The 13,394-nt window shown below is 55.8% G+C and carries 11 protein-coding genes; 2 read left to right on the top strand and 9 right to left on the bottom strand.

The window, feature by feature from the left end; genetic code table 11:
• The 4 genes from QZ186_RS08275 to QZ186_RS08260 all read right to left on the bottom strand — a co-directional run.
• Positions 1-993: DUF5801 repeats-in-toxin domain-containing protein (locus QZ186_RS08275; RefSeq protein ID WP_296416421.1), on the bottom strand; the 993-nt coding region annotated here is incomplete at its 3' end.
• Between the two features lie 191 nt (positions 994-1,184).
• Positions 1,185-2,582: an HlyD family type I secretion periplasmic adaptor subunit gene (locus QZ186_RS08270; RefSeq protein WP_247478832.1), complete on the bottom strand. Its 1,398-nt coding sequence runs from the start codon at positions 2,580-2,582 to the stop codon at positions 1,185-1,187.
• A gap of 35 nt (positions 2,583-2,617) precedes the next feature.
• Complete coding sequence (locus QZ186_RS08265) at positions 2,618-4,762, bottom strand: ATP-binding cassette domain-containing protein (protein WP_296416419.1); 2,145 nt, start codon at positions 4,760-4,762, stop codon at positions 2,618-2,620.
• Positions 4,759-6,492: an ABC transporter transmembrane domain-containing protein gene (locus tag QZ186_RS08260; RefSeq protein WP_296416418.1), complete on the bottom strand. Its 1,734-nt coding sequence runs from the start codon at positions 6,490-6,492 to the stop codon at positions 4,759-4,761. The genes QZ186_RS08265 and QZ186_RS08260 overlap by 4 nt, the downstream gene beginning before the upstream one ends.
• 229 nt (positions 6,493-6,721) lie before the next feature.
• Between QZ186_RS08260 and QZ186_RS08255 the strand changes: the two genes are divergently transcribed.
• Complete coding sequence (locus QZ186_RS08255; RefSeq protein WP_296416417.1) at positions 6,722-7,366, top strand: hypothetical protein; 645 nt, start codon at positions 6,722-6,724, stop codon at positions 7,364-7,366.
• Here QZ186_RS08255 and folP read toward each other — a convergent pair.
• The 5 genes from folP to QZ186_RS08230 are packed head-to-tail and all read right to left on the bottom strand — an operon-like array spanning position 7,363 to position 11,299.
• Complete coding sequence (folP, locus tag QZ186_RS08250) at positions 7,363-8,196, bottom strand: dihydropteroate synthase (protein ID WP_296416416.1); 834 nt, start codon at positions 8,194-8,196, stop codon at positions 7,363-7,365. The two genes, QZ186_RS08255 and folP, sit on opposite strands and share 4 nt — an antisense overlap.
• Positions 8,196-8,927 (bottom strand): triose-phosphate isomerase, encoded by a 732-nt coding sequence (gene tpiA / locus QZ186_RS08245; protein WP_010317608.1) that lies wholly within the window; start codon positions 8,925-8,927, stop codon positions 8,196-8,198. Before tpiA ends, folP begins: the two co-directional genes overlap by 1 nt.
• A gap of 45 nt (positions 8,928-8,972) precedes the next feature.
• A complete protein-coding gene (locus QZ186_RS08240) occupies positions 8,973-9,197 on the bottom strand; it encodes an RNA-binding S4 domain-containing protein (protein ID WP_247478842.1) in 225 nt (74 codons plus the stop codon).
• A 9-nt stretch (positions 9,198-9,206) separates the two neighbouring features.
• Positions 9,207-10,397, bottom strand: a complete 1,191-nt coding sequence (locus tag QZ186_RS08235) for a diguanylate cyclase (RefSeq protein ID WP_296416415.1) — start codon at positions 10,395-10,397, stop codon at positions 9,207-9,209.
• Positions 10,398-10,456: 59 nt separating this feature from the next.
• On the bottom strand, positions 10,457-11,299 hold the full coding sequence (locus QZ186_RS08230; protein WP_296416414.1) for an ABC transporter substrate-binding protein: 843 nt from the start codon (positions 11,297-11,299) through the stop codon (positions 10,457-10,459).
• A 364-nt stretch (positions 11,300-11,663) separates the two neighbouring features.
• On the opposite strand from QZ186_RS08230, the gene QZ186_RS08225 reads away from it, so the two are divergent.
• Positions 11,664-13,358, top strand: a complete 1,695-nt coding sequence (locus QZ186_RS08225; RefSeq protein ID WP_296416413.1) for a GGDEF and EAL domain-containing protein — start codon at positions 11,664-11,666, stop codon at positions 13,356-13,358.
• The last annotated feature ends 36 nt before the right edge of the window (positions 13,359-13,394 follow it).

Raw genomic sequence — 13,394 nt, 5'->3', positions numbered from 1 at the left:
GATATTCCCTCCTAAATCAATGGATGCCGTAGCGGATCTGACAATTCCCGATCCATAGTCATCGGTAACACTGACCAAGAGTTCCACTTGGCCATTAGCCAACAAAGCCAAGTCCTCGATATAGGCTCCGTCATAGATATCCGTCTGGCTATGGTCGATCGGCTGCGACTGCGTCAGCGTCAACACACCGCTGCTGCTACTGATCTCAATCGTGAATGTCGTATTACCCGCATTCACTCCACCTTCCGTCAATGACGTCGAACCCGTAATCACACCTCCTATCTCATAAAGACGGATCGGTACTCCACCACTCGTCAATCCAGATGGTGATCCTTCCGTGTACGCACCATCCAACCCAAGCGCATAGACAATTGTTCGTGTAGCACCAGGTCCTGGCGCCGTAATCGTGAAGTTGGCGGCAAAATCAACACTGGCAACAACTGGACTGGCATTCGTATCACCAGCTCCCTGATCACCGACGAAATTGCCGTCGCTTAAGCCGCCGTCAAACGTCAGCGCTTCACCCAAGTCAGAAGCATCGATGGTCGGCGGATTGGGATCAACTGGAGGATCGGATGATGGAGCCGCCTCAACCGCGTCGGCTGCAGCAGCTAAAGGCTGAAACGGTGTCGCTGCAACCCCCGTCGGTGGCTGACCAGGCGGCTGCTGCGGGACTAAGGCCGGTTGGGACTCCTCAGTGGTGGTCGTGAGGAACAACGGGATGCCCCCACTGCTGCCCTGCGGTGCATACTGCGGACCAGGGATCGTGGGCTTAGCCACAACCTCTGGCGGTGGCGGCTGGTCCACCGTTTCCGGAATCCCTTCGTAGGGAATGTTCTGAAACGCCTCGGCCCCGCCTGGCAGAACAAACTCACCGTGTGGATCGGGCACCTTCCGGTCCTGGACATTGCCCGCCATGTCCCGATCGGTTTCTGCCGCCTGCGCGTCGCCACCGGGATTGAGAGCAAAACCGAGTCCTTCTTCTGCTGGCATCGATCCCTACGCCGAAGCGCACATCTATTGCCAAGGTATTGACGTCGGTTGCCGCCGGAAGGGAAAGAAGTAGCGCCGGTGGTTAAGAATCAAGGCGAATCTAAAGGAGATGAAAAGAGGACTGCCAGATCCCGCATGTAGGGCGGGATCTGAAGGAAGATGATCGAGCGAGACAAGCAGAAGAGAGGTCTTTAGCGACTCTCCCGTAGTGCTGAATCCATCGTCCGAGTGAACGGCTGGAAGAGATAACGCAGAACGCTGCGGCGTTGCCCCTGGATATCCGCAACCAGAGGCATCCCCGCTTGAATCGGAAATGTCTTGCGGCGCTGATCCACAAACTGCCGGTCCAGCTCCACCCGTGCCAGGTAGTAGTAGGCACGGGTATCCGGATCTTGCACCGTGGTTCCAGCCAAACTCAGCACCTTGCCGGGCACAGATCCATAAATGGTGGAATCAAACGGCTGGAGCTTCACGTCCACTCGCTGCCCCACCTTCACAAAGCCAATGTCTTTGGATGGCACCCGCACCTCCACCAACTTCTTACTGCCAGTCGGAACGACCTGCAGAACCACAGCACCTGGACCCACCACAGCACCCGGGGCCTTGTAGCGCAGGTCGCTGATCACCCCACTGACCGGGGCCGTGACCTTGGTGCGCTCGAGCTGGTTGCGCACTTTTTTGATGTTTTCTGCCACCACAGCCTCTTCGCTCACCAACTCTGCAATTTGTGAGTTGTTCTCGAAATGCAGGCCGGATTCCACGCCCTTCAGGTTGGCTTGGGCCTGGCTCAAGGCCTTGCGCGCTTCATTCCGCGCCCCCTTCATCTCCGCCAGCTGCGTCTTGGTATGGAGCAACTGCAACCGTGAGGCCCCGCCGGACTCCTGAAGCGACGCCCACATCGCAACCTGCTGGGTTTGGAGATTGATCTGCTCGTTCAACCCCTCGACTTCCGCCTGCTTCTGCTGCACCGTGGCCCGAGCAGCGGCCAGCTGATCAGCTCGATTGGCAAGGCGACTTGTCAAGAGCTGTTGCTGGGCAGCACTGACCTTGTTGCCCTGCTCTATCCCCTGGAGATCTCCAACTGAGAGGGTTGCGTCACCACGAATCGCCGCCTGCAGTTGCTTTTGCTGCAGCAACAGGTTCTTGAGCTTCTGCTCAGCTGCGTCATATTCGCTGCCCACCAACTTGGGGCTGAGCTCCAGCAACACCTGTCCCTCTTTGACCTCCTGGCCATCGCGGACATCCACCTTGGAGACAATCCCTCCCTCCAAGTGCTGGACCACATTCACCGCTCCCTCTGGCACGACCTCACCGGAAGCCTGAACGACCTGAGTCAACGGAGTCAGGGCCGCCCAGGGGACAAACAAAGCTGCTGCACCACCGAGGAAGTACAAGGACAAGCGCAGGTGACGGTTGTCCGGCTTTTGCTCGAGATCAAGGGCCTGGGATAAGCGCTGATGTCCAACCAACGCCGCCACGTCGGATTGATCCAAACCAGGAAGCTTGGCGAACCAGCCGGCAGAGGGGGGGGAGGATGCGCCCTCATCCTTGCTTGGCTCAGGGTTGGCGTTGACAGAGGAGGAAGTCATGGCATGAAGAGAAAATGGTGAACGGTGGATTGGATCTAGGGCCTGTTTTGAAGCCGTTGGCGTAACTCCTCGGGAGTGCCCTGGAAGGTGGTCACCCCTTTGTCGAGAATGCAGAGCTGATCGACCTTCTCAAGTAACAAGCGGTTGTCGGTGGCGATGACAACACTGCGCGGGTGGCCGCTGAAGAACGACACCCGGAAAGAGGGCAGGGCCTCGAGAAAGATTTGGAATTGATCCGGAGATAACCCCTGACTGAGGTCGTCGATCAACAGGATTGGGGTGTCTTTAATCAGGGCCTGCGCCAGGGAGAACAAACGCAATACCCCATGGGGCAGCTGATAAACAAATGCCTCATCCAGGGAGGTGTCGAGCCCGTCAGGCAATGATTCCAGATAGTCCAAGATCCCGATGCGTTCGCAAATCGAGCGCACGTGGGGTGGCGTCACGTCGGGATTCATCGCCATCAGGTTGGAGAGCACCGTCCCAGGCAGCAGCTCTGAGCGCTCCATCACGAAAGCGATGTTGCTTTGAATCAGATCAGGACTGAACTGGCGATAGTCAACACCGTCAAAGAGCAATGAGCCATTGGAGAGCGGATACAGCTGATCAATCACCCGCAACACCGCACTTTTGCCGCAACCGGCTTTCCCCGTCAGAGCCAGGATTTGGCCGGGTTCCACCGAGAGGGAGACCCGCGTCAAAGCCAAACTGCTGTCACGACCCAATCGACAGGTGCCGGAATCCAAGAGGACCGAGCCATAGAGCCGATGATGCGGTGATTCAGCCGCCATCCGGGTGGATTGACGAAGCTTGAAAAACTGATCCAGTTGAGCGAACTGCTTGCGCATCGAACTCAAACGCAACATCGCGTTCATCAACTGCTGGAAGGGTGTAAAGACCCTCCAGACGAAGAACATTGCGGCAATCAGAGTGCCCATGGCAGCGGCACCCTCTTCGCTGTTCGAAGCGAGCCAAACGCCAAACGCCAGAGTCAACACCCCGGCCAGCTGAGATGCGGTACTGACAACCACCTGCAGGCGCCCCAATTGGCGGTTGATCGTCAGTGCGCTACTGGTGCTCTGAGCCGAGAGACCACGTAAACGCTGCAGCCAGACCCACTCCAAACTGGATTGCTTCACCTCCAAAAAGCGGCTCACCAACTCCTGCTGCGCCTGAGCAATTCCGATTTCACTGGAGAGGCTGAGATCAGCAGCGACGCCGTAATAACGAGACATCACCAGGACCAAGATGGCGGTGATGCCCATCAAGACCAAGGGGATCAAGACCAAGGGGCCTGCGATCAGTGCAATCGCACCCAGATAGAGCAGGACAAAGGGAAAGTCCAGCAGGGCCAGGGCAAGGGGTCCTTGCAAATAGACCAATAGCGCATCGAGATTGCGTTGCCGATTGCGGTAGCTGCGAGTCCCTAAGGTTTCAGTCTGGTTGGAGTCCAGTCCAATCGTCTTCTCAATCAGCTTCACGCCCAATAAGGCATCAAGGCGTGCCGCCAGCTGCGCCAACTGACTGCTTCTCCATTGACGTAGGGTCCAATCCAGACCAAACAACAACAAGACGCCAAGGAACAGCCAGGCTCCCGTGAAGAGGTTTTCACTGGGAATCACAATGTTGTAAACAGCCCGGATGTAAAAGGGCACAACCAGTGCCAATAGAGCAAGCGCGAAGCTGATTCCATAGAGCAGCGAAATGCGGTGACGGAAGCGATACAGCACCTGCTGCACCAAGGCCACGCGATCGCTAGGAGGCGCTTCGTAAAAAACAACCAGGCTGCCGCCAACCGGCACATCTGCAAGACCAACGCGACCATCAGCATTGGCAGCCAACAGGAGACCTTGCCCGTCCCGTGACAGCACATAGGGGTGCTGCTCGGGTGTCAGATAAAGCGCCGGTAGGCTGTAACCCTGTAACTGATCCCAGCTCTGAAGACGCTCCTGGGTGCTGCCGTAGCCCAACCGCAACAGCAGGTTCCGGGCTTCCACCAGGTCCATCTGACGGGGATCAGGACCAAACAGCTCAAACAGCTGCTCTGACCGTCCCATCCACATCAACTGCTGCAACAACAGTCGCAGGCAAAAGGCCAACGGAGCTTCGGGACTGAGCGTCAGGTCGCGAATCAACTGAGCGGGACTGCTGGATTCAGAGCCATTGCGGGACAAAGTCATGAGCTGGCCTCCTGCAGGGCGGATTGGAGATCGAGTTGTTGATCAGCAAGCCCGGAGAGCACCAACCCCCGACCCGCAATCAACACGGTTAAGTGGCCGTGACAGCGGTGAAGGGCCCGTGTCAGTCCATCGATAAAAGCCTTCCCGTAGGAACAATCACTGAGATCAAGGAGCAGGAGGTGAGGATTACGAGTCAGAGCCGTCACCAGGTGCGCAAGGGCTTGAGCGTCACGCGAGAGGCCCGTTGGAAGCGTTCCACCCATGGCTGTTCCATAGCCGTGGGGCAAGGCACGAACCTGGTGATCCAAGCCAGTCAGGAAGGACCAGAACAAGGCTTTTCGCCTCAGGCGACTGGGCTGAAAACAGGTGATGTTCTCCAGCAACGTCCCCTGGAAAAAAGCGCGGGATGGATCGACGTAAGCAATGTCATCCCGTAGCTCAACGCGTCGATAGGACGCGATCGGCTCACCATCCAGGGACAACTCAGGGTTAGGGCTGACCTGAATTAACTCCAGAAACAACTGCCGTACATCAACGCCAAAGCGCTGATCCCGAAGCAACACAACAGAGCCTTTCTTCGCCTCGACCAATGGAGAACCGTGCCGCGAAATGGTGAGCAGACCCCCAGATGGAAGCTGCCGGCTGCCCCCAGGACCTTCGACAGGCAAGGCCATCAGTGCGTCGTATTCATCCCTCGAAAGGCTCAAGCGGCGATAGCTGTTCCATAGCCCCATCGCTTGCTGCCAAGGGGCGAGGATCTTGCCAAGCAACAGCAGAGCAGCAGCAAGGGCACCGACGAGTAGACGATCGTTCACGACCAACAGCGCACCCCAGGTGACGCCAGCGGCAAACGTGATCTGTCCCATCAAGGAACCAAAAGCCTGGTACTGCCCAGCGAAGGTGTTGTGCAGCATCCGGTCATAGGCCTGCTCTTCTTGAAAGCGCTCACTAGCCACCAAAAACTTCGAACCAAGACCATTGGATTTGATCAAATCCATGGCATCGACCAACTTGTCTTGATAGGTGCGGGTCTCAAGCTCGGTTTGATCCCGACGTCGTGAGAGCCGCTCGTAGTCCCGAGCGAAGGCCAGAGCGCGAAAGAGGTAGACAATGATCGCGAGAACAGCGACCACTCCAACGCTGCCAGCGATCAAGAACAAGACGACCACAAACAACAGCGAGAAAAGCAAATCAATGGCAGTGGTCAGCGCCTGCAAAGCACTCTCATCGCGCAGAAGATTGATGCTGTTCAAACGCTGCAAATGCCGACCTGGGGATAGTGCCAAGAAATCCGGCAGTCCCAACTGCAAGAAATGGGACACAGCCTCGACCCGCTTCTGATGCTCGACGCGAGCTCCATCAGCACCGGTCAACACCAGACGCACACTTTTGAGCCAGCCCCCCAAGATCATCAACAGCACAACACCCACGCTCAAGACCACCAAGCTCGACATCGAGCCAGAGGGGAGGACTGAAGTGAAGACGATATTGATGTAGAGCGGGGAAGCAAGCTCGAGAAGATTGATCAGCACTGAAGCCACCAAGATGGGCTTGAGCTGGTAATCCGACCACTGCACGTATCGCAAGGACTGGAAGAAGCGATGGGACATCGCTTCTTCCAAGAGGTCAAGTGCAGCATTCAGCGACTGTTTGCAGCGACGAATCGATGCCGAGAGAACATGCCGGAAGCTCTTGCGCGAAAGGACCGCCTCATCAAGGCTCGAAACCATGTGCCCCCAAAATTGCCTGCCAAAAACATATGCAGCTCCAAGCCCGCTGAAGGCGCCAGGGGAACTCTTAATAAAGGGAATCGTTTCGCGTCGCTTTTCGAAACACAAGCATCAAGCACCCTTCATCAGCCGGCGACAGGATTCAATCTGATTAGTCTTCGGGACAACCAAGCAAAGCGGTGAGGACCGGCTCGTGTTTCGTTTTCAGCTATCCACTGAGCGCAATCAAGTGGAATTGATCGCCAATGGACAAGGACAATCCATACCCTTTCAGGTGATCGGTCCGGCGACCGAGATAGCTTTTGTTGAGGAGTTAGTCGAACAGCACTTTGGCTCATTGTGTGTCAAGCCAGGGGATCTACTGGACTTTCTCCAGAATGACCCCTGGATTCAAGAAACCTTTCAGAGCCCAACTGTGATCGAAGGAGAACTTGAAGCAGCCCTGCTCGATGCTGAGGCCGAGAAAGACTTCTTTCAGACGAAGCCCCTTGGCCAAAAGTTGGTCAGTGCAGGAGTGATCGATCTGGACGAACTCGAGCAACTCCTTTTGGATTACCAACCATTTGCTGCCAACCAGCGTTTGGGTGAATTCCTCAGGCTGAATCTCAAAGTCTCTGGGCCGATGCTGGAATTACTGATTAATCCGTCGCTCTATGCCGATCGAGGCTTCAATGACCAGCGCCTCGGAGAGCGCCTGAAAGAGCTAGAGCTCATCAGCGAGGACAGACTCAATCAAGCCCTGGCCAGCCAGCGGATGAATGGCAAGCGACTTGGAGAGATCCTGGCCAACCAAGGGGTGATTTCAGAGCAGATGGCCAAGTTCTTTAGTGAGGCTCAACTCACACCAGCCGGCGAGATTGAATTCGCGAGTTAGGCCCAAAGCGCATCCGCCATGCGTGCCACCTGGACAATGGCCGCTCCATCGTGAACACGGACCACATCCACACCAGCCGCGACGCAACGGGCAACGACAGCTGCAGTACCCCAGAGTCGAGCCTTAGGGCGGGGCTCATCCAAAACAGCTCCGATAAAGCGCTTGCGCGAAGGCCCCACGAGAAGCGGGATGCCATCCGCCTTGAGCTGCTCAAGTCCCTTGAGCAGCTCAAGATTCTGTTCAGTGGTTTTGGCAAACCCCAAGCCTGGATCCCAAATCAAGCGCTCCATGCGAACACCCGCAGCAAGAGCGCGCTCGGTGGCATGCCGCAGCTCCCTGAGAACGCCAGCAATCACACCCTCAGGGCCGTAGTCCGTCAACGAATCCATGGAGTGGCTGTCCCCTCGGGAGTGCATCAGCACATAGGGGCAGTCCGCTGCGGCGACAACAGCCAACAAATCGGGATCCCGAACGCCGCCGCTGATGTCGTTGATCCAATCCGCTCCAGCTTCAATGGCTCGCTGGGCGACGCAGGCCCGATACGTGTCCACCGAGATCAGCGGCTGACCCAATCCCGGCGGGAAGGCTGATCGAATCGCCTGGAGACTGGGGAGGAGGCGATTGAGCTCCTCTACACCGCCGACATCCTCTGCACCAGGACGGGTGCTTTGGGCGCCAAGATCCAAAACCCCCACACCTGCTTTGACCAATGTCTTGGCCTGCCGCAAAGCCTGGTCTGGAGAGCGAAAGCGACCACCGTCACTGAAGGAATCGGGGGTGAGATTGATCACCCCCATCACCTGGGTTGGTTGGCCCAAGGGCCTTGCCATCAGACCGGCTGGTAGTTCGCAATGCGAGCGAAGCCCTCTGGATCCAGGGAAGCCCCACCCACGAGAACGCCGTCGATATCGCTCTGGGCCATCAACTGGTCAATCGTTCCTGGATTCACAGAACCGCCGTACTGCACCACCACGTCGGAATAACCAACCCAGTCTCGAATCAGACCGCAGATCCGATTGGCTTCAGCCGCTTCACAGGTTTTGCCCGTGCCAATGGCCCAAATCGGTTCGTAGGCAATGATCAATCGGCTGTGATCCAAGCCATCCACCCCTTGCTGCACCTGGCGGCGGATCACCTTCTCTGCTTCCCCTGCCTCCCGCTGCGAATCGCTCTCGCCAACGCACAGGATCGGGGTGATGCCGTGCTTCTGGGCACTACGGGCCCGAAGATTGATTTGCTCGTCAGTCTCGCTGTAGTACTTGCGTGGCTCACTGTGGCCAACAATGGCGTGACTCACTCCATGCTCGAGGAGCATGCCGGCAGAGACCATCCCCGTAAAGGCGCCCTTCTCTTGCCAGTGGATGTTCTGAGCCGCAATCCGTATCCCACTGCCCGCCAGGGAACTGCTCAAGCTGGCGATGGCCGTAAAAGGAGGCGCCAGAACCACCTCACGATCGCTAGGAAGGCCGGCCACCAGAGGCTTGAAGCTCTCAGCAAAGGCCTGCGCTTCAGCGCAGGTCATATGCATCTTCCAATTGCCCGCGATGACAGCCTTCCGCACTGCGTTCATAGGTCGACTAGCGATCCAACCTAAGGTCTGGGGTCCTCAGCGAAGGTCGAGCTGCTGAGGTACGAGAACTGTCTGACCGGCGAACTCGACCCGGTCGCCGGCTTTCAGCTTCCGACCACGCTGGGTCTCCTGGAAGCCATTGACCCGGACCTCCCCGCCTTGAATGCGCTGCTTGGCTTCACCGCCTGTGAAGACCAAGCCTTGCCATTTCAGAAATTGATCCAGGCGAATGGGCTCGGAGGTCCCCAGGGGTGTGGTCACGCTGTCAACTCATGCCAGTTGCATTGTCCAACCCTGAGTCCCCTCCTCGTTTGGTGGAACCAGGTTGTTTCCACCATTGCCTTTAGCCGCATAGAGACCCACGTCTGCAGCAGCCAAGAGCTCATCGATGTTGCAGACCCGTGCCAAACGTGAATCCGCCATGCCGATCGACAATGTGAACTGGACAAGAGACCCGTCATTCAGCCGCCAGGAACGGGCTGCAACCTGACGGCGCAAGGACTCCAGAACAGCAGCCGCTTCTTCAGCGGACTCCAGCATCAGAACAGCAAATTCATCGCCTCCGAGGCGACCAATCAGATCGCCAGAGGGAATCACGTCACGAAAGAGTGTGGATAACTGACAGATCACTTCGTCCCCGGCAGGGTGACCATAGGTATCGTTAATCGATTTAAAACAATCGATATCAATCAAAGCAACAACACACAGGCAGTGATTCTTGTTGAACTGTCCAATCTGCTGGGTAGCCATCTCAAAGAAGGAACGACGATTAAAAACGCCAGACAAAGAATCGACTTGAGCCAATCCCAATAACTCTGGCAAAAGGCGGCGACGCAAAAAGAACACCAGCGCCGTTTCCGTCAGAAAGAGTGGCGTAAAACCTGCAAGAAAAACGAGCGCAATCCAACGGGACCAGCGCTGAGTCACTGGAGACAGATCAAGCTCGAGAACCAATAGCCCACGGGTCCCCAGATCAGGCCGCCCCTCAATCGCCAAGGGAGTTGGGGCAATGTGGACCAGTCGCTCACCGCCAAAGGCAGGGATGAGTCCTAGAAACTGATTAACCGGTTGAACAGAATGGCAAGCGGCAGCCGCATCGGCTGGACGAAGGCACGTCAACAAATCACTCGGGATTCGTCCAAGCCTTGTCCACCAGCTGAGGCCAAAGACTGAACTGCCCAGCATGGTGTTGTCATTCGCGGCAATGACTCTTCCACCTGGACCGAGAAGAACAGCCGAGTGCAAGCCTCTAGAAGCGGCTTTGAGCTGGAGCTCTCGCTGGACTTGCTCGACGGGTTGATAACTGGTGACGCTACGAACAAGGTCGTGCTCAATGGAGCGTGCCTGGAGTTCTGCCTCTCGCATAGCGGCATGCACAACCAGAAATCCGCTAACCCCAACCAAGAGGCAAGATCCCAAAGCGGTCACAAGCAGGGACAGGAAGATCAATTCCTGATTCACCCGTTGATGCAGAAGACCCTTGGTTGAGGGAACCAGTCGCTGGACTGATCGGAGGTGACTCATTGTGCCGCTTCTACATACGTAGAAGTCACCTTCGGTATGATCGAGCCTCGCGGAATGAGCTGCAGTTTCTCTTGCAAATCACGCACCGCTTCAATATTGCGAGCGACCCGTCCCTCAGGCTGTAGCATTTCGACCTGATCAGACAAGCTGAAATAACGCAGACCCTGTTCCGCTGCACGAAACTCATCGACGCTCAGGCGTTCCCGTTCAGCCAGTAGTGGAAGGGCTCTCTGAGGCCTTAGCCTGGCTTCAGCATGGGCTGCAGACCAAGACCTCAACAGGCCAACAACGATGTTTTGATTGAGTTTAAGAAAGTTTTTTTCAACCACCAAGACAGTCAGGATCTCCCCCGGAATGACTGCACTATTGAAGAGTGGACGTAAGGGAGAACCTCTTAGAGTGACGCTGGTAGAGGGAGTGGGCAGTACCGCTGCATCGACAGAGCCAGTGAGCAAGGCTTTTGGCATCAACCCAAGTTCCATCTTGCGCATCTTGATCTCACTGAGCGATAAACCATGAAGCTGAAGTGCCCGACCGAGGACAAACGGTCCAAAGTTGGAGCGCGAAACGGCAATCGACTTACCCTTTAGATCTCGAATTGAGAGCAGTGACGGAACAGAAATAATCTGATCAGCCTCGACTGACTCATCCAGAACCAAGATGACAACCGGGCATCGCTCAGGCACTCGAGCACAAAGCTCAACCAACTCGATAGTGGTTAATTGTGCTATCGGAAGTTCTGCCCTGAGATAAGCATGAACAATGGATTGAGGGTCCGGATACTGCCGAGGAAAGATCTCAATACCCTCGACCCGGTCAAACCCCAACTCGTGAGCCAAATAAAAGTACTCATAACCAGGCCAACTCGAGACAGGGACATCAACGGAGGGGCGACGTGAAGCGCAAGATCCGACGAACCAGACAAGGCAGGAAGCCAGCAGTAGGCCAGGAAGGGATCTCCGAGACATCCAAAGGGGCAGCCTGAGGCCAAGTTCAACCTAGTGGCCAAGCCTGAGAAAAAAGCCTTTCACTCGAAGCAGATCTCACTCAGATCTGTGACTAGGGTTGAGCTGAAGAGTTGGTCCGTAGTGCCTTCTGTCCAAAGCAGTCAATGATCCAGAGGCCATTCTTCAGCTGCTACTGAATGCCGAGTACCACCTCAAACTTGGCTCCTGGCTCCAGAAGCATGGTGGCGATGGGTCGATGCTCTGGTCGCCGCAGCTCTGTCAGATTCTTCGCTCGGAGGAAGGAAGTGGGCAGACCATGGACCAGTTACTCGCTGTCGTCGCCAAAGAAGATCGAGAGCGAGTCCGAACGGAACTCCAGCAATCGCAATTGAGCGGACAAGCCGGCCGAATCAGGCATCGACTTCGCTTGAAGGATGGCGATGAGTGCTTCGTCGATCATCGCTGCTTTACAAGCTATGACAACAAAGGACGCCCTCTCTACTCCATCGGGACCCTGCAGGAGTGCCCAGGAGTTCAAAGCACTAAAGGCGAAAGATTCGAGCCAATCCAAACAGACAGGCTGACCTGTCTACCCAATCGCGCAGCAACAGACATCTACATCAGTGAGCTCATCCGTGACGTCATCAGTGGAGTCAGCAAAAACACCAGGATCACAGTCACCTGCCTAGACATCGATCACTTCCAAGAGATCAATGACACGTTTGGAATCGCAAATGGAAACAGACTTTTAGTCTGGATAGCGAGACATCTTCGCGATCAGATCACCCCGGAAGACTGGCTTGCAAGGCTCGAAAGCGACAGCTTTGTCATCATTCAGACAGACGGAATCCAGAGCACTCAGGACGCCATCCAGCATGGCAAACGGTTACAGAAGGGGCTTCGATTAACTTCGAGGAGCCTAGAAAAGCTGCCATCAATACACCTCAGTGCCTGCATTGGGATCAGCACTTGGCCTGGCATCACAACAGCCGATGACGATCCGATTCAATCCGCCAGAACAGCTCTTGCCGCTGCCCAAAGACGCGGGCCAGGAAAAGTTCAGGTGTATTCAGAATCCCTCAGCGCGACGATTCGAGAGGCCCTTGACCTCGAGCAAAAGCTCTCGACTGCCATTGAAAGGAATGAACTCGAACTTCACTATCAGCTGCAGTTTGATCAGAGAGGCAGCCTCATGGGAGCAGAAGCACTGCTTCGGTGGGACCGTCACGGGGAAGCCTTTATTCCATGTAAACGATTTATCCCTGTCGCCGAGCAGAGTGGATTAATCGAAGACATTGGTAGCTGGGCCCTAAAGAATGCGGTTCAACAATTCGCCGAGTGGCAGCGCAACAACATCAACATCCCAAAACTATCAATCAACGTTTCAGCCGAACAACTCAACCCCGATGCTGAGCCGCTCGATGAGTTAATAACCGAAATCTGTCACCTGGAGGGCCTTTCCCCCAGTCACATCGAGCTGGAACTCACAGAAACTGCATTGCTCAAAAATCCCAATGACGCAGCAATGCGCCTTCAAAGGCTTCAAAAGCTAGGGGTTTGTCTTTGGGTTGATGATTTTGGCACAGGTTTTTCCAATCTGAAATCGTTGCAGAGACTGCCACTCAAAGGATTCAAAATCGACAAGAGCTTTGTGAGAGATATGGAGCAAGACCCTAATGATTATTCGATTGTTCGGGCCACAACCCAACTCGCCCATGGACTCGGATTGAAATCCCTAGCCGAAGGAGTTGAGTCGATCCAACAACTCCAGCAACTCAAGCGACTGGGATGTGATGGCTTTCAGGGCTTTCTTTTGGCAAAGCCGAAGAATGCCGAAGAGATGGCCAGAGAGCTCAACGACACCCTCAGCCATGCGAAGCGACTGTGCATGGCAGACGAGCCTGAACGAGTGGAGCCAGCCAGATCAAGAACCAATCAGTCAAAGCCGTAGGCCAGCAGCTCGACCAGCTTGCGTCGATACAACGAC

This window comes from Vulcanococcus sp. DEBay_Sum29NL08_54, from assembly GCF_017859255.1.
Lineage (GTDB): Bacteria > Cyanobacteriota > Cyanobacteriia > PCC-6307 > Cyanobiaceae > Vulcanococcus.
The sequence above is the reverse complement of the archived record's forward strand: the minus strand, read 5'-3'. Positions and strand labels throughout refer to the sequence as shown.

Bases quoted from the DNA above. Each gene is read 5' to 3' on its own strand.
- folP (WP_296416416.1), bottom strand. From the start codon at position 8,196: ATGGCAAGGCCCTTGGGCCAACCAACCCAGGTGATGGGGGTGATCAAT.
- QZ186_RS08260 (WP_296416418.1), bottom strand. From the start codon at position 6,492: ATGGTTTCGAGCCTTGATGAGGCGGTCCTTTCGCGCAAGAGCTTCCGG.
- QZ186_RS08270 (WP_247478832.1), bottom strand. From the start codon at position 2,582: ATGACTTCCTCCTCTGTCAACGCCAACCCTGAGCCAAGCAAGGATGAG.
- QZ186_RS08265 (WP_296416419.1), bottom strand. From the start codon at position 4,762: ATGACTTTGTCCCGCAATGGCTCTGAATCCAGCAGTCCCGCTCAGTTG.
- QZ186_RS08225 (WP_296416413.1), top strand. From the start codon at position 11,664: ATGCTCTGGTCGCCGCAGCTCTGTCAGATTCTTCGCTCGGAGGAAGGA.